The sequence below is a fragment of the Xanthobacter versatilis genome, assembly GCF_043193975.1.
Classification (GTDB): Bacteria; Pseudomonadota; Alphaproteobacteria; order Rhizobiales; family Xanthobacteraceae; genus Xanthobacter; species Xanthobacter autotrophicus_E.
This window is the reverse complement of sequence record NZ_JBAFVB010000013.1, coordinates 83,737-107,205: the sequence shown is the minus strand read 5'-3', so window position 1 is coordinate 107,205 and position 23,469 is coordinate 83,737. Positions and strand designations below refer to the sequence as shown.

Annotated in this window: 25 protein-coding genes; 16 read left to right on the top strand and 9 right to left on the bottom strand. The window is 68.5% G+C overall.

Annotated features, from left to right (window positions below; all coding sequences use genetic code 11):
- Positions 1-259 precede the first annotated feature (259 nt).
- Both V5F66_RS20415 and V5F66_RS20410 read left to right on the top strand, forming a co-directional pair.
- Positions 260-418, top strand: a complete 159-nt coding sequence (locus tag V5F66_RS20415; protein ID WP_394002671.1) for a hypothetical protein — start codon at positions 260-262, stop codon at positions 416-418.
- Positions 419-746: 328 nt separating this feature from the next.
- Entirely contained in the window at positions 747-1,310 is a 564-nt protein-coding gene (locus V5F66_RS20410) for a DUF2865 domain-containing protein (protein WP_394094613.1), read from the top strand.
- An 88-nt stretch (positions 1,311-1,398) separates the two neighbouring features.
- Here V5F66_RS20410 and V5F66_RS20405 read toward each other — a convergent pair whose 3' ends face one another.
- The 3 genes from V5F66_RS20405 to cysQ form a co-directional block, all read right to left on the bottom strand.
- On the bottom strand, positions 1,399-2,700 hold the full coding sequence (locus V5F66_RS20405) for a coiled-coil domain-containing protein (RefSeq protein WP_394049881.1): 1,302 nt from the start codon (positions 2,698-2,700) through the stop codon (positions 1,399-1,401).
- A gap of 231 nt (positions 2,701-2,931) precedes the next feature.
- Entirely contained in the window at positions 2,932-3,480 is a 549-nt protein-coding gene (locus V5F66_RS20400; RefSeq protein ID WP_012115460.1) for a DUF1134 domain-containing protein, read from the bottom strand.
- A 299-nt stretch (positions 3,481-3,779) separates the two neighbouring features.
- On the bottom strand, positions 3,780-4,622 hold the full coding sequence (gene cysQ, locus V5F66_RS20395; protein WP_394094612.1) for a 3'(2'),5'-bisphosphate nucleotidase CysQ: 843 nt from the start codon (positions 4,620-4,622) through the stop codon (positions 3,780-3,782).
- Positions 4,623-4,877: 255 nt separating this feature from the next.
- Between cysQ and chpT the strand changes: the two genes are divergently transcribed.
- Positions 4,878-5,558 (top strand): histidine phosphotransferase ChpT, encoded by a 681-nt coding sequence (chpT, locus tag V5F66_RS20390; protein WP_012115462.1) that lies wholly within the window; start codon positions 4,878-4,880, stop codon positions 5,556-5,558.
- 132 nt (positions 5,559-5,690) lie between these two features.
- Here chpT and ctrA read toward each other — a convergent pair whose 3' ends face one another.
- Entirely contained in the window at positions 5,691-6,392 is a 702-nt protein-coding gene (gene ctrA / locus V5F66_RS20385; protein WP_012115463.1) for a response regulator transcription factor CtrA, read from the bottom strand.
- Between the two features lie 469 nt (positions 6,393-6,861).
- Between ctrA and V5F66_RS20380 the strand changes: the two genes are divergently transcribed.
- From V5F66_RS20380 to V5F66_RS20350, 7 genes are all read left to right on the top strand, one after another.
- Positions 6,862-7,257 (top strand): flagellar export protein FliJ, encoded by a 396-nt coding sequence (locus V5F66_RS20380; protein WP_012115464.1) that lies wholly within the window; start codon positions 6,862-6,864, stop codon positions 7,255-7,257.
- Positions 7,258-7,443: 186 nt separating this feature from the next.
- Positions 7,444-7,983 carry a sigma factor-like helix-turn-helix DNA-binding protein gene (locus V5F66_RS20375; protein ID WP_041575771.1) on the top strand — a complete coding sequence of 180 codons (540 nt, stop codon included), beginning with the start codon at positions 7,444-7,446 and terminating at the stop codon, positions 7,981-7,983.
- A complete protein-coding gene (locus V5F66_RS20370) occupies positions 7,980-10,085 on the top strand; it encodes a hypothetical protein (RefSeq protein WP_394094611.1) in 2,106 nt (701 codons plus the stop codon). Before V5F66_RS20375 ends, V5F66_RS20370 begins: the two co-directional genes overlap by 4 nt.
- 113 nt (positions 10,086-10,198) lie before the next feature.
- Positions 10,199-11,191 carry an agmatinase gene (speB, locus tag V5F66_RS20365; RefSeq protein ID WP_012115467.1) on the top strand — a complete coding sequence of 331 codons (993 nt, stop codon included), beginning with the start codon at positions 10,199-10,201 and terminating at the stop codon, positions 11,189-11,191.
- 86 nt (positions 11,192-11,277) lie between these two features.
- The gene (locus tag V5F66_RS20360) at positions 11,278-12,378 is read left to right on the top strand and encodes a calcium:cation antiporter (protein ID WP_394094610.1); all 1,101 of its coding nucleotides are present in this window, start codon (positions 11,278-11,280) and stop codon (positions 12,376-12,378) included.
- Between the two features lie 75 nt (positions 12,379-12,453).
- Positions 12,454-12,864, top strand: a complete 411-nt coding sequence (locus V5F66_RS20355) for an NADH:ubiquinone oxidoreductase subunit NDUFA12 (protein ID WP_041575777.1) — start codon at positions 12,454-12,456, stop codon at positions 12,862-12,864.
- Between the two features lie 141 nt (positions 12,865-13,005).
- The gene (locus V5F66_RS20350; protein ID WP_394002686.1) at positions 13,006-13,692 is read left to right on the top strand and encodes a DUF2155 domain-containing protein; all 687 of its coding nucleotides are present in this window, start codon (positions 13,006-13,008) and stop codon (positions 13,690-13,692) included.
- On the opposite strand, the gene aat is transcribed toward V5F66_RS20350, so the two are convergent.
- A complete protein-coding gene (aat, locus tag V5F66_RS20345; RefSeq protein ID WP_394002688.1) occupies positions 13,629-14,300 on the bottom strand; it encodes a leucyl/phenylalanyl-tRNA--protein transferase in 672 nt (223 codons plus the stop codon). The two genes, V5F66_RS20350 and aat, sit on opposite strands and share 64 nt — an antisense overlap.
- Positions 14,301-14,346: 46 nt before the next feature.
- Positions 14,347-15,528 carry a pyridoxal phosphate-dependent aminotransferase gene (locus V5F66_RS20340; RefSeq protein ID WP_394002690.1) on the bottom strand — a complete coding sequence of 394 codons (1,182 nt, stop codon included), beginning with the start codon at positions 15,526-15,528 and terminating at the stop codon, positions 14,347-14,349.
- 360 nt (positions 15,529-15,888) lie between these two features.
- On the opposite strand from V5F66_RS20340, the gene V5F66_RS20335 reads away from it, so the two are divergent.
- The 5 genes from V5F66_RS20335 (at position 15,889) to accC (ending at position 20,860) form a co-directional block, all read left to right on the top strand.
- The gene (locus V5F66_RS20335; RefSeq protein ID WP_394002692.1) at positions 15,889-17,316 is read left to right on the top strand and encodes a M48 family metalloprotease; all 1,428 of its coding nucleotides are present in this window, start codon (positions 15,889-15,891) and stop codon (positions 17,314-17,316) included.
- Between the two features lie 26 nt (positions 17,317-17,342).
- The gene (locus tag V5F66_RS20330) at positions 17,343-18,143 is read left to right on the top strand and encodes a DsbA family protein (RefSeq protein ID WP_394094609.1); all 801 of its coding nucleotides are present in this window, start codon (positions 17,343-17,345) and stop codon (positions 18,141-18,143) included.
- A 171-nt stretch (positions 18,144-18,314) separates the two neighbouring features.
- A complete protein-coding gene (gene aroQ / locus V5F66_RS20325) occupies positions 18,315-18,755 on the top strand; it encodes a type II 3-dehydroquinate dehydratase (RefSeq protein WP_041575779.1) in 441 nt (146 codons plus the stop codon).
- An 85-nt stretch (positions 18,756-18,840) separates the two neighbouring features.
- Positions 18,841-19,311 (top strand): acetyl-CoA carboxylase biotin carboxyl carrier protein, encoded by a 471-nt coding sequence (accB, locus tag V5F66_RS20320; protein WP_012115476.1) that lies wholly within the window; start codon positions 18,841-18,843, stop codon positions 19,309-19,311.
- A 190-nt stretch (positions 19,312-19,501) separates the two neighbouring features.
- Complete coding sequence (gene accC, locus V5F66_RS20315) at positions 19,502-20,860, top strand: acetyl-CoA carboxylase biotin carboxylase subunit (RefSeq protein WP_012115477.1); 1,359 nt, start codon at positions 19,502-19,504, stop codon at positions 20,858-20,860.
- A gap of 71 nt (positions 20,861-20,931) precedes the next feature.
- Here the strand turns inward: accC and V5F66_RS20310 are convergent, their stop codons facing one another.
- A complete protein-coding gene (locus tag V5F66_RS20310; protein ID WP_394049867.1) occupies positions 20,932-21,120 on the bottom strand; it encodes a DUF3008 family protein in 189 nt (62 codons plus the stop codon).
- 53 nt (positions 21,121-21,173) lie between these two features.
- Positions 21,174-21,371 (bottom strand): DUF2934 domain-containing protein, encoded by a 198-nt coding sequence (locus V5F66_RS20305; RefSeq protein ID WP_394002699.1) that lies wholly within the window; start codon positions 21,369-21,371, stop codon positions 21,174-21,176.
- Positions 21,372-21,504: 133 nt separating this feature from the next.
- Here V5F66_RS20305 and amaB point away from each other — a divergent pair, with 133 nt between their 5' ends.
- Entirely contained in the window at positions 21,505-23,073 is a 1,569-nt protein-coding gene (amaB, locus tag V5F66_RS20300; protein ID WP_012115479.1) for an L-piperidine-6-carboxylate dehydrogenase, read from the top strand.
- Positions 23,074-23,146: 73 nt separating this feature from the next.
- On the opposite strand, the gene V5F66_RS20295 is transcribed toward amaB, so the two are convergent.
- On the bottom strand, positions 23,147-23,446 hold the full coding sequence (locus V5F66_RS20295; protein WP_394002702.1) for a hypothetical protein: 300 nt from the start codon (positions 23,444-23,446) through the stop codon (positions 23,147-23,149).
- Between the last annotated feature and the right edge of the window lie 23 nt (positions 23,447-23,469).

Sequence of the window (23,469 nt, the reverse complement as noted above, 5' to 3'; positions counted from 1 at the left end):
CCAAAGCTGGGGTCCACCGCAGCGTCCCAACGGCTTTCGGGTTTGCCGAATCGGTACTCAGGGCGTGTCGCAGAGGCAGTAGGTGTGCCGGTAGCACTAATGTGGTATCAAGGTGGCGATTTTCCGCATTGCAACCAGGCTCGCGAGAACGTGAACTGTGACAGCGGAGCCACAGGCAAGCATTTAACGTTATCTTAAAGATCGGCGACGGCGCGGCGGACCGAAGGCCGAGGATCTGGGGAAGAAGGGGAGTCCTGCCATGCCTGGCTTGGCTCATGGTTCGGTTCTGATTTCGCTTGTGGCCATGTTGTTCGCCGCCGTTCTTCTGGCGACGCCCACGCTCGCGTTCCTGACCCAACCGCAGGAACATCCGACCGTGGTGCCGCGACCGTTGCACACGGTTTCCGCGTTCGCTTGACGCCCTCTTGTGGCGGTTTCCATTTCGGCTCGAAAGCTGATCTGCGCCTTGACCGGCGCGGGAAAGGCTTGTGCATGCCGGACTTTCGGACATTGACGGCGGCCGCGTCGCGCGGGGCGGCGGGCGCGGGAGGTCGACCTTGGGACGACAGTATATTGGGGCGGTCAAGACTGGCCGGCCGGCGATCTGGTTTGCCATTCTTCTCGCATCGAACTCGCTCGGAGCTGTGGTGAGCAGCGGGGAAGCGCACGCGCAATCGCGAGGCGCATTTTTCCCGGTGGCGCCTCAAGCGTCTCCCGGAAATTTTTTCTCAATGCTGTTTGGCGGCATGAAACCGCATCCCCGCGTCGAAGCGCCCGAGCGGCCGCGCATCGTCATAACGCCCCGCGTCCGGGGCGAGGGCTCGTCCACCGCCAGCTGGGGCTCGGGCGTGGCGTATTGCGTGCGCACTTGCGACGGGCGCTATTTCCCGCTCCAGGGCAAGGCGGCGGAGGAGGGTGCGCTTTCCCAGTGCAATGCCTTCTGCCCGGCGGCGAAGATGGCCATCTACACCTCATCCGACAGTACGAAGGGTATCGACGGGGCCGTCTCCCGCAGTGGGAAGGCTTATTCGGAACTGCCCAACGCCTTCGTCTATCGCCAGCGCCTGGTGGAGGGCTGCAACTGCACGGCGAGCAGCCGCATCGGCGGGCTGAGCCGGATCGACGTGATGAATGACCCGACGCTTCGGCGCGGCGACGTGGTCATGACGGAGGAGGGCAGCCGGGTGTTCACCGGCGGCCGCAAGGGACCTCCCTATCGCGAGGCCGACTTTGTCGAGCCTGCTCGGTTCCCCGAGCTGTCGCGGGATATGCGGGCGCGTCTCACCGAATTGGAGATGGCGTCGCGGTAGGGGCGGTGCTCCCGCGAGCGATCAGGACGCGCGCTCCGTGCGTCTGGGGCCGCCCTCGACCTTCATGCAAATCGGAACGAACCGTGGATCAGCCGGCGACAGCGCGGCCGCGTTTCGAGGCGCTACGCTTGGACGCCGCCGCGGGTTCGGGAGCGGGCGCTGCTGCCGAAGCATCGGGTGCGGAAAGCTCGGCCTCGTGCGCCGCGTCCTCGTCCTGGTCTAGGAGGACACGGATCCGCGCGGCGAGTCCGCCCGTAGCATCATCGGCGACAAGCTTGCGCACCGGCGAGCCGGATCCTTCAAGCTTCGCGGTCAGGGCGGCCAGCTTTGCCGCCACCTCGGTGACGCCATCGCGCAGGGCATCGAGCCCTTCGGACGCAATCCCCGGTGACGCATCGGCCTCGCGGGGGGCGCGCTGGATTGCCTCTTCCATCAGCGCATGGTCAGCCTTGAGCATGTGCAGGGTGTCGGCGAGGCGGCGGTTTTCCGCTTCGGCGGCGACGAACTCGCTGGCGCGGCGCTGCTCGAAGGCGTGGACGACGGCACGGTTGGCGTCGAGATCGCGCTCGGCGACGGCGAGCAGCCCGGCCAGCCGGTCGCGTTCCGCCTCCAGCGCGGCAATGGCTTCGCGCCGGCCATCGCTTTCCGTGGTCTTGAGGGCGAGGGCTGCCTGGATTTCGGCGAGGTCCGTGGACAGGCTGGTTGCCGCTTCCGCCGCAACAAGCCTGGCCTCGGCGGCAGCGGTGCGCTCGGATTCAAGGGCGGCGGAGGTCTCCTCCAGCCGGCGCGTGGTGTCGGTGAGGCGGTTGCGCAGGTCGCCCGCTTCCGCTTCGAGCGCGACAATGCGCTCGCGCTCGCTCACCAGCATGGCCTCGCGAGCCGCCAGGGTTGCGGCAACGGCTTGGGAGCCGGTCTGGAGGGTGTGGTGCGCCGCCTCCAGCGCCGTCAGGGCGGAGGTCCGGGCGGCAAGCTCCTCCTCCAGCCGGGCAACGGCTGCGGTACGGTCGGCTAGTTGGTCCTGGATCTCGCCCAGCAGCACGTCGCGCTCGGCGCCGGTGGCAGTGGCGAGATGGTACTGGGCCTGAAGGGCCTTCAGCTCGCCTTCAAGCGCGAAAGTGCGCTGGCGCTGGGTCTCGATGGTGGCCGCATGCGCGGTGATGGTCTCGCGCATGGCATCGGTCTGGAGTTCCAGCCGGCGCTGGTTGAGAGCGAAGAAGGCGCGCTGCTGGTCCTTGTCGGCCTGCACCTCGAAGATGGAGATGGGCACGGCGGCTTCCACCCGCTTGGTGGTGAGCCGGACCGCCCGGTGCCAGACCGCCGGCAGCACGAGCAGTGCTATGAGCGTCGCAATCAGCACGCCCAACGTGAAATACATGATCTGCTCGATCACGCGCGCACTCGCCCTTCCCTTGAGCCGGCCCGGCGGGTCCGTTTCGCTGCCGCGAGCGGGAGGGGCCGTCATACGTCTCGTCTGCCGTTCCGTCGGGCGGGTGGTAGTGGAATGCACCCACCGCGCACCATCCCGGAACCTTCATCCATTCATGCCACGGCGCGCTGCAGCGTACCAGCGGCGACGCGCCCGTTTCGCATGGGGCGCGTCGATTGGTGTGAGTCCGGATGCTCAGAAGGGGTTCCAGGTGGGGTTGGGCGTGAACTTGAGGTAGCCGAGATTGGCGCCGAGGCGCACGCCGACGCCCGAACGGATCGGGACCACCACGATGCCGTCGGCCCCAAGGGCGGTCATGCCGAAGCCGGCCACCACATAGGCCGAGCCGGAGATGCCCCCGAAACGGCGGAAGATGTCGTCCACGCTGCGCAGGTTATAGACGAGCACCATGGTGCGGGCGCCGTCGCCGCCGAAGTCCCAGCCCACGGAGGGGCCCTGCCAGAAGACCTTCAGGTCGCCGGCGTTGCGAGTATAGAGCACGCCCTCGCCATAGCGCAGGCCACCCACGAAGGCGCCGGAGCCTTCCTGGCCCAAGATGTAGCCGTTGGGCTGGCCCCACTGGCCCACTGCCTTCTCGATGCTGAGCGCGAGCCCGCGCGAGACGCTGCCGAAGAAGGAGTGGCCCTTGCTGACCAGTTCGTTGGTGGAATAGGCCTGCGGCGTCGGCCCCTGGCCCTGCGCGCTCGCGGGCACCGCCGCACCGAGCGCGGCAAGGGCGAGCACGAGGCCGCCGAGATGGCGCGTGATCCCGCCCAACTGGCGCCGCAGCGTCTGCGGCAGGCCGCGGGCGGTCTGGAGGAAGCTCGAAGAGAAGCGCATGGGGGATCTCGCAGTGGGCTTCGATGAAGGGGGCCGCGTCAACTGGGGCTGCGTTAACCGGGTTTGTGTCATTGTGTGCGTCTATGGCGACCGCCCGAATCGCTCAAATTATGGCGATGAGTATGACGCGGGCACGTCGACCGTGCGCTGACGGTCGGGCGTTACCTGAAAATCACCATGCCGGATCCGGAATTATCGGCGGGTTAACCCACGGACCCCATCTGCGGCGGTCCGCCGGCGCCCCAGGCCACGAAGCCGTGGACCATGTAGCCGACCTCGGAGTGCCCATAGGTGAGGGGGCTGCCGTCCGGCCGGGTTACACTGCCGCCGGCCGCCACCACCAGGGCATGGCCCGCCGCGCTGTCCCATTCCATCACCGGCCCGAGACGGGGATAGAAATCCGCCTTACCCTCGGCGATGAGGCCGAACTTCAGCGCCGACCCTGCCGGGATGCGCTCGGCCACCTGGTAGCGGGCGATGAGCGCGTCGGTGGCGGGGTCGCCGTGGGAGCGGCTTTCGGCCACTACGAGGGGGCCACCCGGCACCTTGCGGCAGGCGATGGGGGTCCAGTCCTGCGCGTCGACGCGGGCGCCGGGTGCGCGGATGGCCCGGAAGGCGGCGCCGGGCCGCCCGGCGAACAGCAGAGCGCGGGCCGGCGCATAGACCACGCCGAGCACCGGAACTCCATCCTCCACCACCGCGATGTTCACGGTGTACTCGCCATTGCCGGAGATGAACTCGCGGGTGCCGTCGAGGGGATCGACCAGCACGAAGCGGTTGCCGCAGATGACCTCGGTTCCCGCCGCCGTCGCCTCCTCGGCCACTACCGGCACGCCGGGCATTAGGTGGGAAAGGGCAGCGAAGATGGTGGCTTCGGCGGCATGGTCCGCCTCCGTGACCGGGCTGCGGTCGGATTTCTGCCGGTGGGTGATGCCTTCCGCCTCGATGCGGCGGATGACGACACCAGCCGCCAGCGCCGCCTCCGCAAGGCCCGCCAGCAGGGCGGCATCGGTGGGGGCGGGCGCGCGGGGCACGGGAATGGTCATAGCGGGCGGCTTTGTCGGGTCTTCGGGACGCAGTCTCTAGCCCCGCGCGCCGGCCATGTCGATGCGATGATTCAATCATCATTGGTGCGGTGCGGCATTAGCGCGGCAGGGTGCGCGATCGGTGGCGATGGTTCCTGCAGCGCTTGTGGCGTCCCTCGCCGGCAGTGTAACTGGACCCACATTGATCCAGACGGATTCGGGCGCGGTCCGGCGGAGCCGCATTGAGCCGCCCGCCGTCGCCGTCCGGGAGACGCCATGTCCACCCCAAGCCCCGCCACCCAACATCCCGCCACTCCCGCCGTGACGCTGGCCGTCTCCGCGCTCGATCTTGGGGCGCTCCTGTGCTCGCGGGTGTGCCATGACGTGATCAGCCCGGTGGGCGCCATCGTCAACGGCCTCGAGGTGCTGGAGGACGAGGACGCCGCCGACATGCGCGATGTTGCCCTCGATCTCATCGCCAAGAGCGCGCGGCAGGCTTCGGCCCGGCTCCAGTTCACCCGCCTCGCCTTCGGTGCCGCCGGCTCCGCCGGGGCGCGGCTTGACCTCGGCGATGCCGAGCAGGTGGTGCGCCCGGTGATCGAGGACGGCCGCACGCGGGTGGAATGGTCCCTGCCACGGGAGCTTCTGCCCAAGAACCGGGTCAAGCTGCTGCTCAATCTGGTGCTGCTGGCCGGCACCACCATTCCGCGCGGCGGGGTCATCCGCATCTCGGCGGTGGGGGAGGGCGACGCCACCGGCTTCGTGCTGGCCTCCACCGGCGAGAAGGCGCGCATTCCGGAAGGGCTTCAGGCGCTGGTGGACGGCGTGGCGCCCGAGGGTGGGCTTGATGCCCATTCGGTGCAGCCCTTCTATGCCGGCATGCTGGCCCGCGACTGCGCCATCGCCATCCGCTTCGCCCAGGACGGCGACACGGTAACCATCTCCACGCCGGGCTGACGAGGTCGCCCGCGAGAGGCTCTTTCGCGCGGGGCGCGTGACGTTTTCTCTCGCAGTCGGTGCTTACCTCGGCCCCAAACGAAAAAGCCCCGCGATGCGGGGCTTTCCTGTTGGCTGCGAGGCGAGAGGGGATCAGACCGCGATGCGCTCGGCGCCCAGCATGGGCTCGCGCAGCACATAGCCGCGGCCCCACACGGTCTCGATATAGTTCTTGCCGGCGGACGCATTGGCGAGCTTCTTGCGCAGCTTGCAGATGAACACGTCGATGATTTTCAGTTCCGGCTCGTCCATCCCGCCGTAGAGATGGTTGAGGAACATCTCCTTGGTGAGGGTCGTGCCCTTGCGGAGCGAGAGCAGCTCCAGCATCTGGTATTCCTTGCCGGTGAGGTGGACCCGGTTGTTTTCCACCTCGACGGTCTTGGTGTCGAGGTTCACCACCAGGTCGCCGGTCTGGATCACCGACTGGGCGTGGCCCTTGGAGCGGCGCACGATGGCGTGGATGCGCGCCACCATCTCGTCCTTGTGGAACGGCTTGGTGAGGTAGTCATCGGCACCGAAGCCGAAGCCCTTCACCTTGTCTTCCGTATTGGCGAGGCCGGAGAGGATGAGGATCGGTGTCTTCACCTTCGCCACGCGCAGGGCGCGCAGGACTTCGAACCCTGACATGTCGGGCAGGTTCAAGTCGAGAAGGATGATGTCGTATTCGTAGACCTTACCGAGATCTACGCCTTCCTCACCGAGGTTGGTCGTATAGACGTTGAAGCTCTCGGTCTTCAGCATCAGTTCGATGCCTCGGGCCGTAGCACTGTCGTCCTCGATGAGCAAGACGCGCATGGCTATCCCTTTCCTCGCAACTACCCAGAAGTCGGTGCTGCCGACTTCTGTTGCTCGGCCATCGGGGTGATTCGCGTTACGTGTGTAGAATCGTTAACAGATCTCGATTCTCTTCCACAAGAGTCTGTCGAAAAAACTTTGTGCACGAGAGTCAAGACTGACTCTTCATCAAGCACTTAAGGTCTTTTCCACAAGCCCTCGGTCACGTGTGCGGCCACCCCTCCCGCCCGAGCCTTGGGGCGGTGCCCGGGTGACGCACGCAGAGGCGCTTCACCCGAACCGTAGCGTCATCATTAATGAAGGCGGTAAACGATTGGTTGCCGTGGCGTCCACGAACGCGATTTTCATCCCATTGCCGCGGTCGAGGTAAGGAAAGGGCAACCAGAACACGACATTCTCTGAGCCTGGAAGCTCCGAGCGCACACGGGCGTTGGGGGCGCGTTCCCGTATGCGTACCGGAGTAGAGGCGATGAAGTCGCGTGACCCCCTGATCCGTGCAAAGCGATTCCAGATCGACGATGCGCGCCGCCGCCTCGCCCAGATCGACGCCATGATCGCCGAGTTCGAGCGCATGGCCCAGGACCTGGAGCGCGACATTTCCGCGGAGGAGGAGCGCTCCGGCATCTCCGATCCCAGGCATTTCGCCTATCCGCCGCTGGCGCTCGCCGCCCGCAGCCGGCGCGACAATCTCCAGCGGTCGGCGCAGGACCTGAAGGTCCAGCAGGAGGCGGCCAGGGCGACCCTCGCCGAGGTGGAAGCCGACCTTGCCCTGGTGGAGGCGGCCGGCGAGATGGATCGCGCCGGGCGGGTCGAGGCGCCCGGTCGGCGCCAGCCGCTGCGTCCCGGCGAGACCGCACGTCACTGACCTCAGGAGCCTTGTGCGAGGCAAGAAACCCGGCAGGGGCAGGTGTGGAGGTAAATCGGTAGCTGATGCTGCGGCGCGGCGCGCATTTTTGCGCGCGGCACGCGCATCCTGTGGCATTCAAGGCTTCCATTCCGCAGTGCCGCTCCGGTAGCTTCTGTGCGGTCCCCCACCCAGCACGAGTGTTCCGTGACCTCCCACCGCAAGGTCCATGCCCTCGTCGATCGCGTCGCCGCCGGCGACCTTCACGCCTTCGAGGAGCTCTACCGCCTCACGAGCCCTAAACTGTACGGGCTCGTGCTCCGCCTGCTCCGGAGACCGGAGCTGGCCGGCGAGGCGCTGAGGCAGGCCTACAGGCGCATCCGGGCAGAAGCCCACACCTTGCGCCCGCAGGAGGATCCGGTCTGCTGGATGGCGGCCGTGGCCCGCTCCTGCGCCCTCGACATGGCCTGGAAGCGGCCGGTGGGCGACGCCTTCGAGCCGTTCGATGCCGCCCAGAGGGGCGAGGACCCGCTCGCCTCCGAACGCCGGAGCCCGGCGCTGATCCGGCTGCTCGCCTGCCTGGGCAAGCTGCCCGAGGAACGCCGGCGCATGGTGCTGCTCGCCTTCTATGACGGCTGGAACCGCGAGGCGCTGTCCATCTATTTCGATGCGCCGGTGGCCGCCATCCGGGCCTGGATGGCGCGGAGCGTGTCCCAGCTCGGCGAGTGCATGGGGCGGCGCACATGACGGTGCCGGTCCCCGCGGCGCACCTGACCGAGGCCGACCGCACCCTGGCTGCTGAATACGTGCTGGGCACCCTTGATTCGGAGGAGCGGCGCGGCGTGCGCGCGCGGATCGCGGCCGATCCGCATTTCGCGGGGCTGGTGCGTCTTTGGGAGCGCCGCCTGTCGCCCCTGCATGAACTCGCCGTCCCGGTGACGCCGCCGCCTTCCATCTGGCGGGTCATCGTCGCCGATCTCAAGGCCGCGCCGGCCGCTGCGCCGCCCAAGACGCTTCGCAAGGCCCCTCCACCGGCCGAGCCCGCGCCACGCCCTGTGGTTGGGGAGATGCGTCCCGGCCGGGCGCCCGCGTCGCGGCCCCCAGGGCCGGTGGAGACTGTTCGCCGGCTGCTCGGCTTGGCGCGTCCGGGACGCGGCGCAGGGGAGGGGCCCCCGCGCCCGAAGCGGCCGGTCCCGGTCCCGGCCCCTGTCGCGCCCCCGGTGCCGGTGGCGCTCAGGGTGCCCGGCGGGCGGACCCTCGGCGGCGCCATTCAGGATGCGGTTGCCGCCGGCCTGCTGCCGCCGGCCCCGCCGCTGCCGGAACCGCCGCCGCAAGCCGCCGCGCCCGAGCGGGCCGAACGGTTGCCGCCGCCGCTCAAGCTGGCGCCACCGGAGCCCCCCGCGCCGCCACGCCCGCGTCCTGTGCCGGAGCCGCTGACGCCGCCCCCGGCCTTCATCTTCCTGGAGCCCGAACCGCCGCCCGCCCTTGAAAGTGCGGAGAGCGCGACCGGCGCGGATCAGGCCGCTCCTGCCTCGCCGCCGCCGGATGAGGGCGCGCCGGCCTCCGCGGGACCGCCGCCGGTGTTCGTCTTCCTGGAGCCGAACGCGCCATCCCCAGTCCAGGCACCCGAGCGCTCGGCGTCCGAGCGCTCGGCGTCCGAGAGCGCGCCCGGCGCGGATCAGTCCGCCCCGGAGCGTCCATCAGAGGTGGTGCCCCCCGCGCCTGCGCCTTCGGGACTAGCCGAGCCTTCCGCGCCTGGCGGTTTCGAGGCCGGGGCGATGACCCATCCGGCAGTCGATGCGGTCGAGGCCGCGCGAAGCCAAGGTGTGCCGGCCGCGACGGAGCATTCGCCCGTCGGCGCGGACGCGCCTTCTGCCACCGGTGGCACGGCGGACGCAGGCCCTCAGGTGGTTGGGGAGGTGCTGCCCGCGGTTCCGCCTCAAGGCCCGGAAGCGGTCGCGGGTCTCCAAACAGTTTCCGCGCCGAAAGGGGCGACGGACCTGCCAGCCACTTCCAGTCCTGGGGTCTTTGGCGTCGCTGATGCGGCGACTTCCGTGGCGGGCGCGGCAGAGGCGTCGCCGCCCAAGGCCCAACCGGTTGAAGCCCGGGCGGCGGGTACCGAGGTTCCTTCCCCGGAATCTCGCGCCGAGCCTTCCGCTTTTGAGCCGGCCACCCTGCAGTCCGTCCCGGCCCAATCTGCCTCCGTCGAGCCGACGCCGGTTGAGACGGCCAGCGCCGAGCCACCCTCCGCCGATCCGGCGGCCGGCGCCAAGGGGGAGGAAGCACCGCCTCTGCCGGGCTGGGCGGCGGTGGTGGCGTCAGGCGTGGTCTCGGCTCTACCGGACCCGGCCACGGCGGGAGACGAACCCTCGCCCGCTAAAGTCCTGCGCGGGCCCATGCGGCGGAGCAGGTTCCCGTGGCGAACGGCGGCGCTCACGCTGGCGGCGCTGCTCCTGGCCGTCGCCGCTTTCGCAGCCTACCGCGAATGGTTCTGGCCGCGCGACGGCCAATGGGTGGGGGTGCTCCAGAGCGAGCCGCTGCCCTCCATCGCCGTCCGCCTCGATCCGGACAGCGGCGTGATCTTCGTGCGCAGCTTCGCGCCCGCACCGCCGGAGGGCGAGATCCACCGGCTGTGGCTGCTGGTTCCCGGCCGGCCGGCGCTGCTGCTCGGCGCGTTCACCGCCGGACTGTCCGACCGGGCGCCGGCGCTGACAGGTCTCGGCCGTAACCGGCTCGGTGCGGCGGAAGTGGTGGTGACGCAGGAGCCGAAGCTCGGCTCGGGCGCTGCCTCCGCAGACGGACAGCCGACCGGCAAGGTGGTCTATCGCGGACGCCTCGCGCCGGAGTGAGCGGCCGGGAGCCGGATCAGATCGGATTGTATCAATCCGATCTGTGAAAATGCCTATGATGCCGGCGCTGCGGCGCCGGGCGCTTTCGGCCCGCCGTCCATTCGAGGAGTGTCATGTCGAGCACCAAGACCGATCCGCTGCATCCCCGCCCGGTGGATCGCGCCCTTGATCCCGGCTTTCGCCACGGTCAGTCCACCGAGCCCAATTATTCCGGCGTCACATCCTTCCTGCGCCGGCGCTATGCCCGCGACGGTGGCGGAGCGGAGGTGGTGGTGTGGGGCGTGCCGCTGGATGTAGCCGTCTCCAACCGGCCCGGCACGCGATTCGGACCGCGTGCCATCCGCGCCGCCTCCACCATCCTCGACGGCGACCCGTTCTATCCGTTCGGCATCGACCCGTTCGAGACGCTGGATGTGGTCGATGGCGGCGACTGCGTGTTCGACTACGGCCTGCCCGCCGGGATCCCCGCTGCCATAGCCGCGCAGGCGCGCGCCCACTATGCCCGCGGCGCCCATCTGATGACCCTTGGCGGCGATCATTTCCTCACTTATCCGGTGCTTAAGGCGCTCACCACTCATCTCGGCGAGCCGGTGGCGCTGGTGCAGTTCGATGCGCACCAGGATACCTGGGAAGACGGTGGCGACCGGGTGGACCACGGCACCATGATCACCCGAGCCGTGAAGGACGGGCTGATCCGGGTGGATCGCTCGATCCAGGTGGGCATCCGCACCTATGCGCCCCAGACCTGCGGCATCGAGATCGTCCATGGGCTGACCGCCGCCGAGATGGGGCCGATCGCGCTGGCAGACCACATCGCCGACCGGGTGGGGGATGCCCCGGTCTATGTCACGTTCGACATCGATGCGCTGGACCCCGCCTTCGCTCCGGGCACTGGTACGCCGGTATGTGGCGGCCTCTCCACCCGTGAGGCCATCTCCTGCCTGCGCCGGCTTGGCGGCCTCGACCTGAAGGGCTTCGACGTGGTGGAGGTGTCCCCGCCCTATGATCACGCGGAGATCACCGCGCTCGCCGGGGCGACGCTGGCCTCGGTCTACCTGTGCCTCCTCGCCGAGCGCAAGGCGACGGGACGGCCGGTCGCGCTCTGAGAGGTGCGACGGGGCAGGGGCGACCCTTGCGACGCCAGGGCGGATGTGGGACAGCGGAAGGCGAACCCAGCGGCGAGGAGCACAGCGTGAAGGCAAGCGGGCCGACGGCGCTCAATTACGTCCTGCCGGGAATGGGCCTCGCGCTCTCGCTGCTGCTGAAGGTCAGGCCGGACCTGGCGCCGGGCGCCGAAGGCGTGATGCCGGGCTTCGCTGCGATCCTGGCCATCGCGCTGTTGTGTGGGTCGGCGATCTCGTCGGTCGCCCATGCGGACGTGGTGGCGCGCCGCCTCGGCCAGCCCTACGGCGTGCTGCTGCTTACCATGTCGGTCACCATCATCGAGGTCTCGGTGATGGCCTCGATGATGCTCCACGGCGAGAACAACCCGACCCTAGCGCGGGAATCGGTGTTTTCCGTGCTGATGATCGTCAATACCGGCATCGTCGGCCTGTGCCTGCTGCTGGGCAGCCTCAGGCACCGGGAACAGACCATCCAGCAGCAGGGTGTCTCGGGCTACCTCTCGGTGATGATCGCGCTGGGGGTGATGCTGCTGGTCCTGCCGGCCGAGACCCACGAGGGCGAGACCGGCACTTTCTCCCCGCGCCAGCTCATCTTCATGAGCTTCGTCGCGGTCTCGCTCTATGGCGCCTTCCTCTACATGCAGACGGTGCGCTACCGCGAGCACTTCGAGAACCAGCCGGAGGGGCACAGCGAGGCGCCGCCCACGCCGAGCGCATTTGCGCTGGGCCTGGTCATGCTGCTCGTGAGCCTTGCCGCGGTGGTCGCCTTGTCGAAGCACGTGGCGGCGGCTTTCGAGGACTTCCTCGGCAATTTTGCGCTGGCCGATCCCGACGCGGTGACCGGCGCCCTCATCGCGCTGCTGATCCTGCTGCCGGAAGGCATCGCCGCAGTGCGGGCGGCCTCCCGCAACCATCTCCAGCATTCGTTGAACATCGCGCTGGGCTCGGCGCTGGCCACGGTGGCGCTCACCATCCCGGCCATGGCCTTCATCTCGGTGATGATCGGTCATTCCATGGTCCTCGGCCTCGACACCGAGGACCGCACCATGCTGCTGGTGACCTTCGTGCTGTCCATCCTGTCGTTCGGGACAGGGCGGACCAACGCGCTGAACGGCGTTGTGCATCTCATCGTCTTCTGCGTCTATGTGATGCTGCTGTTCATGCCGTAAGGCGGGGTGGCGACCGGTGGACAGGCGGCGGGCCAGATGGCATGTTCCGCCCGATTTTTGAACGAGGCGCGGGCCGTGAAGAACTTCCTGCTTTATATCTTCACCTGGTGGAACAAGCAGACCGTGGGCACCATGTGGTGGACCAAGCGGTTCGGCGAGTTCGTGGGCGAGGATGAGTTCGGCAACCGCTATTTCCGCACCAAGGGCGGCAAGATCGACCCGACGCTGGGCTTCGAGCGTCGCTGGGTCATCTATCCCGGCTATGCGGAAGCCTCCACCATCCCGCCCGGCTGGTGGGGCTGGATGCACCACCGCGTGGACACCCCGCCGGTGGACGAGGCCTATACCCCCCGCTCCTGGCAGAAGCCCCACCGCCGCAACATGACCGGTTCCCCCGGCGCCTACCGTCCCAAGGGCTCGGTCCTGGCCGGCGGCCTGCGTCCCCGCGTCACCGGCGACTACAAGGCCTGGACCCCCGGCGATTGATGGTTGCGCGCGGACCGGAACCTTCCGCGCGCCATTGCCTTATTCGCACGGCCGCCTTGCCGCTGCCCGAATCCGGCGCTTCAGAAGGGCGGCGTGGCGGATGCCCGCCGCCTTCCGATTTTGTTACGGGTTGATGTCCTGATGCGCCTTTACCGTACCGTGTCGCTTCTCGCCGCGGCGCTTCTCGCCGGCTCGGCATCCGCGGCGCTGGCGCAGGTGCAATATCAGCGTCCCGGCCAGATCGAATCCTCCCCCCTTGCACCGCCCGGCACGATCCCCGCGCCGCCCGGCACCGTTCCGGCTCCCCGTCCGGCCGCGCCCTCCGCCGCACCGGCCCCCCGGCCGGTGACGCCCGGCGCGGTCCAGCGCGGTCCCGCTCCGGCCCTGCCCCCCGGCGTCCAGCCGGCACCGGGTCCTGCTCCCGTCGCGGCGCCACCGCCGGCTCCGAACTCGGATGCGGGCGGCGACGTGGTGGTGGTGCAGCCGCCGACCCAGAAGATCGCCAATGCCTTTGCGGTGTACGCGGGCCTCGACAAGATCACCGGCCGCATCACGGCGTTCGACGTGGCGATCGGCGAGACGGCGCAGTTTGGCGCGCTCCAGGTGACGCCGCGGGTCTGCTACACGCGGCCGGCCACCGAGACGCAGAACACCACCTCCTTCACCGAGGTGAACGAGGTGACGCTTCAGGGACAGGCCAAGCGCATCTTCACCGGGTGGATGTTCGCCTCCAGCCCCGGCCTCCACGCGGTGGAGCATCCCATCTACGACGTGTGGCTGATCGGCTGCAAAGCTTCGGCCCCGGTCACCGCGCGCGGCCAGCAGTAGAAGTCCCCTTCGCCCTGCAGGGCGTGATCGAGCAGGCGGTGGTAGTGCCGCCGGGACACCTCGATGGCGCCGAAGGTCTTCAGGTGGCTGGTGACGAACTGGGTGTCCAGCAGGCGGAAGCCGCCGGCGATCAGCCGTCCCACCAGGTGCACGAGGGCGACCTTCGAGGCGTCGGTCTCGCGGTGGAACATGCTCTCGCCGAAGAAGGCGCCGCCGAGCCGCACCCCGTACAGCCCGCCCACCAGTTTTCCGTCGCGCCACGCTTCCACCGTGTGGCAGCGCCCGCGCAGGAACAACTCGCCATAGAGCTTGCGGATCCGCTCGTTGATCCAGGTCTTCTCGCGGCCCTCCTGCGGCTCCGAGCAGCCGTCGATGACGGCGTCGAAGTCGTGGTCCACGCGCACCTCGAACTTGTCGGAGCGCACGGTGCGGGCGAGGCGGGAGGATATGTGGAAGCCGTCCAGCGGGATGATGCCGCGCCGCTCCGGCTCGATCCAGTAGAGGCCGGGATCCTCCGCGCTCTCCGCCATGGGAAAGATGCCGCAGGCATAGGCCTTCAGCAGCACATCGGGGGTGATCTCGACGATCTGGTCGCTCATCCGGCTCATGATGGAACATTATAGCAGGAATTGGCGCGACCGTGTGGCGGCCGCCTCATCCCCGCTTCAGGAAGGCGCCGATCCGCGCCACCGCCTCCGCCATGTCAGGGGCAGAGCCCGCGTAGGAGATGCGCAGGAACTGGTGGCCGTGGAAGGGGTCGAAATCCACCCCCGGCGTCGTCGCCACATGGGCCGCATCCAGCATGCGGCGGGCGAAGGCGGCGCTGTCGTCGGTGAACTCTGACACGTCCGCATAGAGATAGAAGGCGCCGTCCGCCGGCAGGAAGCGCTTGAGCCCCGCCTGGGGCAGGCCTTCCGTCAGGATGCGGCGGTTCTCCACATAGGTCGCCTTGACGAGGTCCATCTCGGCCCGGCCCTCGAAGGCGGCGTCGGCGGCGATCTGTGACAGGGTCGGCACCGAGATGGAGAGGTTCTGCTGCAGCCGCTCCATGGTGCGCGAGACGCCGGGCGGCACCACCATCCAGCCCACCCGCCAGCCGGTCATGCAGAAATATTTGGAGAAGGAATTGATGACGGTGACGTCCTCGCCGATCTCCACCGCGCTCACCGCCGGGAAGGCGTAGTCGAGCCCGTGGTAGATCTCGTCGGAGATGAAGGCGAGGTTCAGGTCGCGGGCGCAGGCATGAAGGGCAGTCAGGGCGGCACGGTCCATCATGGTGCCGGTGGGGTTGGCGGGGCTCGCCACCAGCACGCCCTTGAGCGGCGCCTTGCGGTGGGCCTCCAGCAGCCGCTCCGGGGTGAGGGCGTGGCGGTCCTCCGCCCGGGTCTCGATCAGCACCGGCTCGCAGCCCAGCGCATGGAGCACATGGCGATAGGGCGGATAGCCGGGCGCGGCGATGGCCACCCGGTCGCCGGGTTCGAACAGCGCCAGGAAGGCGAGCACGAAGCCGCCGGACGACCCGTGGGTCACCACGACGCGCTCGGGGTCCACGGCGACGCCATGGATCTCGCCATAATGGCGGGCGATGCGGGCTCGCAGGGCCGGAATGCCGAGGGCGGCGGTATAGCCAACCTGTCCCGCGTCCAGTGCCGCCGCTGCCGCGCGCCGCGCCACGGTGGGGGCAGGAGCGGCCGGCTGGCCCACCTCCAGATGGATGACGTGTCCGCCGCCAGCCTCGATACGGGCGGCGTGCTCCATCACGTCCATGACGATGAACGGCTCCACCGCGCTGCGGCGGGAGAGGGCAATGGAGCGGGGGAGGGGCGCTGCGGCCATGCTACGAATTCCAGCTTGTTTCGTGTATTGGCGGGCCAGGACGCAGCGGAAGGTCCGCGCTGCCGTGCTGCCGCCTTATTCTGACTGTCCCTGAGACGGGTTCGCCTCAACGTGAAGACCGGTGCATTGACCAAGGGTCCGGCGGGCACCAGTGTCCGGCTGTCTCGTAACCTGTGCCGTCGCGGGCGCCAAGGGGGCGTCAAGTGGGGCGCTTAAAGGTTGCCCTGTCGGGCGAGGGTCGATCGAGGACGGGGCGAGCTGGTATCGTTGATGTCGCCGCGACCGGATGCATGCGCCGCCACCGGCATGGGGTGGCGCGGGACCAGAGGGATCGAGGAAACGGATCGAAGCCGAGCGATAATGCCCATGCCTTCTTCATCCCCGTCTTTTCTGTCGGTCGGCCGGGCCTTGGCCCGCGGCCTGTGCCTTGCGGCGGCCGTGGCGTTGCCGATCCAGGTGGCACTGGCGCAGGAGCAGGCCCGCAAGGGGCCAAGCACCATCCGCGACACCGAGATCGAGGCGCTGCTGAAGGACTATACCCGCCCCATCCTCAAGACCGCCGGCCTCGGCCAGCAGAATGTCGAGGTGGTGCTGATTTCCGAGCGGTCGTTCAATGCGTTCGTGGCCGACGGCAAGCGCATCTTCGTCAATACCGGCGCGCTGGTTGATTCGACCACGCCCAACCAGATCATCGGCGTGCTCGCCCACGAGACCGGCCACATCGCCGGCGGCCACCTTGCCCGCATGCGCGAGCAGCTGGCCGGGGCCCAGACCATGGCCATCGTCGCCATGCTGCTGGCGGCAGGCGGCATGGCTGCGGGTGCGGCCGGCGGCATGAACGGGCGCGACCTCGGCAATGTGGGCGGCGCGGCCCTGTCGGCGCCCCAGGAACTGATCCGCCGCTCGCTCCTTAACTACCAGCGGGGCGAGGAGGCGGCAGCCGACCGCTCGGCGGTGAAGTATCTGGATGCCACGCACCAGTCGGCCAAAGGCATGCTGGAGACCTTCCAGCGCTTCCAGAACGACCAGCTCTTCATCAGCCAGCGGGTCGATCCCTACACGCTGAGCCATCCCATGGCGCGCGAGCGTATCGCCGCGCTGGAACAGCTCGCCAAGGCCAGCCCCTATTACGAGGCCAAGGACCCGCCCGCGCTCCAGGCCCGTCACGACATGATGCGGGCCAAGCTCATCGGCTTCATGGAGCGGCCGGAGACGGTGGCGCGGCGCTATCCCGCCTCCGACACCTCCATCGCGGCGCAATATGCGCGGGCGATCTCGGCCTATCGCTTCGGCAATGTGAATGGCTCGGTGGCCCAGATCGACGCGCTCATCGCCCGCGATCCGTCCAACCCCTATTTCTACGAGCTGAAGGGCCAGGCCCTGCTGGAGGCCGGGCGGGCCGCCGAATCGGTTGCCCCGTTGCGCAAGGCGGTGGCCATGACCAACGGTGCCCCGCTCATCCGCTCCATGCTCGGGCAGGCGCTGGTGCAGGCGGGCAATCCCTCCTACACCCAGGAGGCGATTCGCGAGCTGGTACAGGCCACCCAGCGCGATCCAAATTCCGCCTCGGCCTGGCGGTCCCTCTCCCTGGCCTACGGCCGCTCCGGCGACCTCGCCAACGCCGACCTCGCCGCAGCACAGAGCAGTTTCGCCGAGGGCGAGTTCAAGCTCGGGCGCGAGCTTGCCGCCCGCGCCCGCCAACGTTTTCCGCAGGGCTCGCCGGGCTGGTTGCAGGCCGATGACCTGGTGAACTTCAAACCGCCCAAAAGCGCCGCCAACCAGCAGTGACACCCTTTCACCCCATGGAGATCTGAATGCCCCCCCATCTGGGCTCGCCCCTCACCAGCCTGCGGCGCCTCGCCCCCCGGCTTTTCACGCTGGCGCTGGCTGCGCTCTCGGCTGTCGTCCTGGTGGCACGCCCGGCGGCTGCATTCACCGACGACGAGAAGAAGGAGCTCGGCGGCATCATCCGCGAGTATCTGATCCAGAATCCGGAAGTGCTGCAGGAGGCCATCTCGGTCCTCGAATCGCGCCAGATGGTTCAGGAGGCGAGCCAGCGCAGCAAGGCCGTGCGCGACGTGCGTGAGCTTCTCGTGAACAGTCCGCGCGGCATCGTGGCGGGCAACCCCAAGGGCGACATCACACTGGTGGAGTTCTTCGACTACAATTGCGGCTATTGCAAAAAGGCGCTCTCGGACCTCCAGGACCTCATCAAGCAGGACCCCAACCTGCGAGTGGTGCTGAAGGAATTCCCGGTGCTGGGTCAGGGCTCCGTGGAGGCCGCCCAGGTCGCGGTGGCGGTGCGCATGGTGGCGCCTGAGAAGTACATGGCCTTCCATCAGGCCCTGCTCGGCGGCCGCGGCCAGGCGGATCGCGCCAAGGCGCTGGCGGCGGCGAAGGAGGTGGGCATCGACACCGCCCTGCTGCAGAAGCAGGCCACCTCGCCCGAGCTGAACGCCACCCTGGACGAGAGCATGAAGATGGCCGAGGCGCTGGCACTGAACGGCACGCCGTCCTACGTCATCGGTGACCAGGTGGTGATCGGCGCGGTGGGCTTCGACAAGCTGAAGGCCGCCATCGCCGAGGCCCGCAAGCACCCGCCGGTGGCCAAGTAAGGGTTAAGTCCGAGCGCCGGGGCCGTTGGCCCCGGTATTCCCTAGCGGCATGTGCGGGCGGGCGTTCACAGCCGCGTGCGCCCGCCACGTGGCTCACTCTTTCCTTGCGGGCCACACGCCCCTATAAGGCAGCGAACCGGCCAAATGGAGCCGGCGGCAGATCAGTCACGGATGTCCGATACTGTCCACGTCCTGAATGGACCGAACCTGAACCTCCTCGGCACGCGCGAGCCCGGCATCTACGGCGCGGCGACGCTTGCCGACGTGGAGGCGCTTTGCCGTGCCGAAGGCGCAGCGCTCGGCTTTGAGATCCACTTTCGCCAGACCAATTCGGAAGGCGCGCTGGTGGATTTCATCCAGGAGGCGCGTGGCGCGCGCGGCATCGTGCTGAACGCGGCGGCCTATACCCACACCTCCGTGGCGTTGCGTGACGCCGTGGCGGCCGTGGGGGTGCCCACCATCGAGGTGCACCTGTCCAACGTGTTCGCGCGGGAGGCTTTCCGCCACCACTCCTTTCTGTCGCCGGTGGTGCGCGGCGTGATCTGCGGCTTCGGGCCGCAGAGCTATGTGCTGGGGCTTCGCGCCCTCGCCAGCCTGCCGCCTACGCCGTGAGGCAAAATCACACGCGCCCAAATCACTCGTGCCGTCGTGCGGCCCGATCCGGCCTGCAGATCCGGCCGGCAAGAGCAGGAACAAGATGAAGCCTAACCAACCCCCCATCGACACCGCCATCGTCAAGGAGATCGCCGATCTCCTCTCGGGCAGCGATTTGACCGAGATCGAGGTGGAGCACGAGGGCTTGCGCATCCGCGTGGTGCGCGCCCCCGCGCCGGTCACCTACGCCCAGGCGCCCGCCGCGCCGTTCGCCGCCGCCCCTGTCGCCGTGGCGGCCCCTGTTGCCGCCGATGCCGGCCCGGCCGATTTCTCCAAGCATCCGGGCGTGGTTCCCTCGCCCATGGTGGGCACCGCCTATCTGTCTCCCGAGCCCGGCGCCGCCGCCTTCATCGAGGTGGGCGCCAGCGTGAAGGAAGGCCAGACGGTGCTGATCGTTGAGGCCATGAAGACCATGAACGCCATCCCGGCCCCGCGCTCGGGCACGGTGACGCGCATTCTGGTGGGCAATGCCCAGCCGGTGGAATACGGCGAGCCGCTGCTCATCATCGAATGAGCTGGCTCGCCGAAGCGTTTTCTGGCGGCGTGGACATCGGTTCGCGTCCGGAAGACGTGTCAGCGCAGACCCAGGCGTTTTCGAGCGGGGCGGGTTCCGGTTCGCATGACGAGAACGCGTTAACGCAGAAACTTGGAGCAGGGCCGCGATGCATCGAAGCGCGCACCTGCTTTAGAGGCAGGCACCGCTGATGTTCAGAAAAATCCTCATCGCCAACCGCGGCGAGATCGCGCTGCGCATCCTGCGCGCCTGCAAGGAGCTGGGCATTGCGACGGTCGCGGTCCACTCCACCGCCGATGCCGACGCCATGCATGTCCGCCTCGCCGACGAGAGCGTGTGCATCGGCCCGCCGGCCGCCCGCGAGAGCTATCTCAACATCCCCTCTCTGCTCGCCGCCTGCGAGATCACGGGGGCGGATGCGGTGCATCCCGGCTACGGCTTCCTGGCCGAGAATGCCCGGTTCGCTGAGATCCTGGCCGATCACAACATCCATTTCATCGGGCCCAAGGCGGAGCACATCCGCATCATGGGCGACAAGATCGAGGCCAAGAAGACGGCCCAGTCCCTCGGCATTCCGGTGGTGCCGGGGTCCGATGGCGGCATCCATTCCGATGACGAGGCCCATCGCGTCGCCGACGAGATCGGCTTCCCGGTGCTGGTGAAGGCGGCTGCTGGCGGCGGCGGGCGCGGCATGAAGGTGGCGATGACCAAGGAGGACCTCTCCGAGGCCCTCTCCACCGCCCGCAACGAGGCCAAGTCGGCCTTCGGCGACGACGCGGTCTATCTGGAAAAGTATCTCTCCACCCCGCGCCACATCGAGGTGCAGGTGCTGGGCGACGGCAAGGGCCACGCCATTCATCTGGGCGAACGCGATTGCTCGCTGCAGCGCCGCCACCAGAAGGTGTGGGAAGAGGCGCCGTCCCCGGTGATCACCCCCGAGCAGCGGGCGCGGATCGGCGAGACCTGTGCCAAGGCCATGCGCGACCTGGGCTATCTCGGCGTGGGAACCATCGAGTTCCTGTATGAGAACGGCGAGTTCTATTTCATCGAGATGAACACCCGCATCCAGGTGGAGCACCCGGTGACGGAGATGGTCACCGGCATCGACCTGATCAACGAGCAGATCCGGGTGGCCGCCGGCGAGCCCCTGACCCTCACCCAGAAGGACGTGGTGATCGAGGGCCATGCCATCGAGTGCCGGGTGAATGCGGAGCACCCCACTACTTTCCGGCCCTCGCCGGGCAAGATCACCCACTATCACGTGCCCGGTGGCCTCGGCATCCGTGTGGATTCCAACGCCTATCAGGGCTACGTGATCCCCCCCACCTACGACAGCCTGGTGGGCAAGCTGATCGTGCACGGCAAGACGCGGGACGAATGCCTGCGCCGCCTGCGCCGTGCGCTCGACGAGTTCGTGGTGGACGGCATCGACACCACGCTGCCCCTGTTCCGCACCCTCGTGCGCACCCGCGACATCGCCGAGGGCAAGTACGACATCCACTGGCTGGAACACTTCCTCTCCGAGGGCGAGGGCAAAAAGGTCGGCTGAGGCCAACAGCAATAAGGCGCCCCAGGGCGCCTTATTTTTTGCGTCCCTCGCGCCGCGCGCGAGGCTGCGCCTCAGTCCCGCGAGACGTGGTCGGGCTTGCCCTTGCGCCTTGTGGAGGCGAGCTCCGAAAGCTCCTTGTCCGTCATGGTCTCCACCATCTCCCGCGAAGCGCCCTTCAATTCGCTGATCTTGCGTTCCCCCCGCTTGGCGGCGAGCGCGGCGCCCGCCGCCATCTGCTGTGCCTTGGACTTTGCCGGCATCAGTTTCTCCTCGTGCCTGTGGCAGCGGTTGGCGGCCGGTGCCGGATGGGAACTTACCGGCCGTCGCGGACGGCCGTGCGGCGTTTCAGCACCTGGAGCTCCGCCTGCGCCCACAGCTCACGGTCGCGTCCCTGGGGAAAGCCTTCCTCCTGCCAGAGGGCGCGGGCGCGGCGGCTGATCTGCTCGCGCTCGGTGGTGGTCAGGCCTTCTGCGGCGGGGGCGTTGGTCTGGGGTTGAGTGGTGTGGGGCATGGGTCCTCCACGGGTTGGTTTCGGGCGCCCAACGGCGCTCGCTGCGAACAAACCAACGACGCGCGTCGCCCCCGGTTCCCGGTTGAGGCCGCCACGGCTACAAGGGAAGGAATCAAAAAGGCAGGAGACGGCGATGGCGAGCTTCCCCCGCACCGGCGAGATCGCGGCGCAGGTCAAAGCGGTCCTGGAGCGGCTGGGTGTCTCGCCGGAGCGCTTGTCGGGACCAAACGCCGCGCGCTCCCCCCTCACCGGGGAGGTGGTGGCCCATTGGGGTGCCCTTTCGGGCGCCGCGGCCGACCTCGCCGAGGCCAATCCGGGCGCCGATCCGACAGAGGCTGCCATCGGCCGGGCCCACGCCGCCTTCCTGCAATGGCGCAGCGTTCCGGCGCCGCGCCGGGGCGAGCTGGTGCGGTTGCTGGGCGAGGAATTGCGCGCGGCCAAGGTTGACCTTGCCGCGCTGGTGACGCTGGAAGCGGGCAAGATCGCCTCCGAGGGCGCCGGCGAGGTGCAGGAGATGATCGACATCTGCGATTTCGCCACCGGACTGTCGCGCCAGCTCCACGGCCTCACCATCGTCACCGAGCGGCCCGACCACCGGATGATGGAAACCTGGCACCCCATGGGCGTGGTGGGCGTCATCTCCGCCTTCAACTTCCCGGTGGCGGTGTGGTCGTGGAACGCGGCGCTGGCCCTGGTGTGCGGCAATGCGGTGGTGTGGAAGCCGTCGGAGAAGACCCCGCTGACCGCACTGGCGGTGGACGCCATCTTCTCCCGCGCCACCGCCCGCTTCGGCGGCGTGCCGGAAGGGCTCTCCACCCTCCTGCTCGGCGGGCGGGAGGCGGGTGAGGCGCTGGTGGACGACCCGCGCGTTCCCGTGGTCTCGGCCACGGGTTCCACCGCCATGGGCCGGGCGGTGGCGCCCCGCATCGCGCGGCGGTTCGGGCGGGCCATCCTGGAACTGGGCGGCAACAATGCGGCCATCGTCTGCCCCTCTGCCGATCTGGATCTGACCCTGCGCGCCGTGGCCTTCGCCGCCATGGGCACCGCCGGCCAGCGCTGTACCAGCCTGCGCCGCCTGTTCGTGCATGAGAGCGTCTATGATGCGCTGGTGCCCCGGCTTCACCAGGCTTACGGCTCGGTGCCGGTGGGGGATCCGCGGGAATTAGGCACCCTGGTGGGGCCGCTCATCGATGAGAACGCCTATACCGCCATGCAGTCGGCACTGGAGGATGCCCGCGCGGCCGGTGGCCTTGTGTCCGGCGGCGAGCGGCTGGGCGCGGAAGACGCGCTCGATGCCTATTATGTCCGCCCCGCCTTGGTGGAGATGCCGTTCCAGGCCGATTGTGTGGCTGCCGAGACCTTCGCGCCCATCCTCTATGTGATTCGCTATTCCAATCTCGACGAGGCGATCGGGCTCAACAACGCTGTGCCGCAGGGGCTCGCCTCGTCCATCTTCACCACGGACCTGCGCGAAGCGGAGCGCTTCCTGTCCGCCACCGGGTCGGATTGCGGCATCGCCAATGTGAACATCGGTCCCTCGGGTGCCGAGATCGGCGGTGCCTTCGGCGGCGAGAAGGAGACCGGCGGCGGACGCGAGGCCGGCTCGGACAGCTGGAAGGCCTATATGCGGCGGGCCACCAACACCATCAATTACGGCTCGACCTTGCCGCTCGCCCAGGGCGTGACGTTCGAGGTGGGATAAGCCCTCGACCGACGGCCCGGATCGCGCGCGCAGGCGGCAGACCGGCCAGGGCCGGTTGGCACAGCGGGGGCTTTCAGGCCTGAGCCGAACGCCTCGCATAGAACACGGCCAGCAGCCGGGCCTCATCGCGCGATCCGGACCGGATCGCCTCCGCACCGGAGCCGACGGGGGTGAAGAACCAGCGTCGGGCCCGGCAGTCGAGGCGGGCGAGCGGGGTGCCATTGGACTTCAGCACCTCGGCACCGTCTTCGTCCGTGCTCCATTCGAGCAAAGGTCCGTCATGGAGTGCCGGCTGAAAGACTTCGCCCGTATCTGGCAAGAATCGGGGAAGGAAACGCCTCACGCTTTGTGTAGTCAGTGGCTCGTATTGCATGGCGGATCTCCTGTTGTAGATCC